This is a genomic window from Pseudomonas sp. SDT291_1_S447 (assembly GCF_054070155.1).
The window spans coordinates 1-1,624 of the sequence record NZ_JBSVXS010000253.1 but is presented as its reverse complement, the minus strand read 5'-3'; the positions used below and the strand labels follow the sequence as shown (position 1 = coordinate 1,624).

3 protein-coding genes are annotated in these 1,624 nt (G+C 59.5%); all 3 read left to right on the top strand.

Annotated elements, in window-relative coordinates; translation table 11 throughout:
• Window positions 1-132: 132 nt before the first annotated feature.
• A complete protein-coding gene (locus ACW9IR_RS29305; RefSeq protein ID WP_102900216.1) occupies window positions 133-714 on the top strand; it encodes a DJ-1/PfpI family protein in 582 nt (193 codons plus the stop codon).
• 13 nt (window positions 715-727) lie between these two features.
• Entirely contained in the window at window positions 728-1,033 is a 306-nt protein-coding gene (locus ACW9IR_RS29300; protein ID WP_016982789.1) for a ribbon-helix-helix domain-containing protein, read from the top strand.
• A 183-nt stretch (window positions 1,034-1,216) separates the two neighbouring features.
• A complete protein-coding gene (locus ACW9IR_RS29295; RefSeq protein ID WP_186612633.1) occupies window positions 1,217-1,561 on the top strand; it encodes a YegP family protein in 345 nt (114 codons plus the stop codon).
• Window positions 1,562-1,624: the final 63 nt, after the last annotated feature.

Genomic DNA, 1,624 nt, shown 5'->3' with positions numbered 1-1,624 from the left:
TTGAAATGCGTACCCCTGTAGGAGTGAGCCTGCTCGCGATGGCGTCAACTCGGTAGTAGCCCGTTGTTACCCGTCACTGTCGAATAGGTCTACCTTGAACACTCCCAAGCATTCTCCAGAGGAGTCCTCCCCATGGCCGCGAAAAAGATCCTGATGCTGGTCGGCGATTACGTCGAAGATTACGAAGTGATGGTGCCGTTCCAGGCCCTGCAAATGGTCGGCCATACCGTCCACGGCGTGTGCCCGGACAAGGCTGCCGGCCAGACCGTGCGCACCGCGATCCACGATTTCGAAGGCGACCAGACTTACAGCGAAAAGCCCGGTCACCTGTTCGCCCTCAACTTTGACTTCGCCAAGGTGAACGAAGCCGATTACGACGCGCTGTTGATCCCCGGCGGGCGTGCCCCGGAATACCTGCGCCTGAACGAAAAAGTCCTCGAGCTGGTGCGCGCCTTCGACAAGGCCGGCAAACCGATTGCCGCGGTCTGCCACGGCGCGCAATTGCTGGCAGCGGCGGGTGTTCTTGAAGGCCGCGAATGCAGCGCCTACCCGGCCTGCGCGCCGGAAGTGCGACTGGCGGGTGGTACGTACATCGACATTCCGGTGACGGACGGCCACGTTCAAGGCAATCTGGCCACGGCACCGGCATGGCCGGCGCATCCGAACTGGCTGGCCGGTTTCCTCGGTTTGCTCGGCACCAAAATCACTCTGTAACGAGGAATCGCCGATGTGCGAACTCTACGTCAAGGCCGACCCGATTCTCTACGAATCACGCTCGCGCTCGCTGCGTATCTGCGGCGTGGTGACGACGTTGCGCCTGGAGAATCAGTTCTGGGACATCCTCAGCGAAATCGCCGAGGTCGACGGTATGACCACCAACCAGTTGATCGCCAAGCTGTATGAAGAGGTGATGGATTATCGCGGCGAAGTGGTGAATTTTGCCTCGTTCCTGCGGGTGAGTTGTACGCGCTATTTGAGTCAGCGGCGGGTGAGTGCGCCGGAGTTGTCGGTGGTGAGGGCGGTGGTGAAATAGCCGGCACCGAGTTGCCTCATTCGCGAGCAGGCTCGCTCCCACTTTCGACCGCGTTCTGCAACTGGAATGCGGTCCCATGTGGGAGCGAGCTTGCTCGCGAAGGGGCCGGTACAGGCGACAGAAGTCTGGGGCTGGTCTTTACTCATTTGCGCGAAATCTCTCAATCGCCAAGGAGCAACGAGCATGTCCGGATGGTACGAAATCAGTAAAAGCAGCAACGGCCAGTTCAGGTTCGTGCTGAAAGCGGCGAATGCCGAAACGATTCTGACCAGCGAGCTGTACACCACTCGCGCAGCGGCCGACGGCGGCATCGCGGCGGTGCAAACCAATAGCCCGCTGGATGAGCGCTACGAGAAGAAGTCGACGAAGGATGGCCATCCGTACTTCAATCTGAAAGCGGCCAATCATCAGGTCATTGGCAGCAGCGAGGCGTATTCATCGGATGCGGCGTGCGATAAAGGCATTGCCAGCGTCAAGGTGAACGGACCGAGCAAGGTGATCAAGGACAAGACTTTGCCCGTCCTCTGAATTCACCACATCCCCTGTAGGAGTGAGCCTGCTCGCGATAGCGGTGGGTCAGTCGACACATGC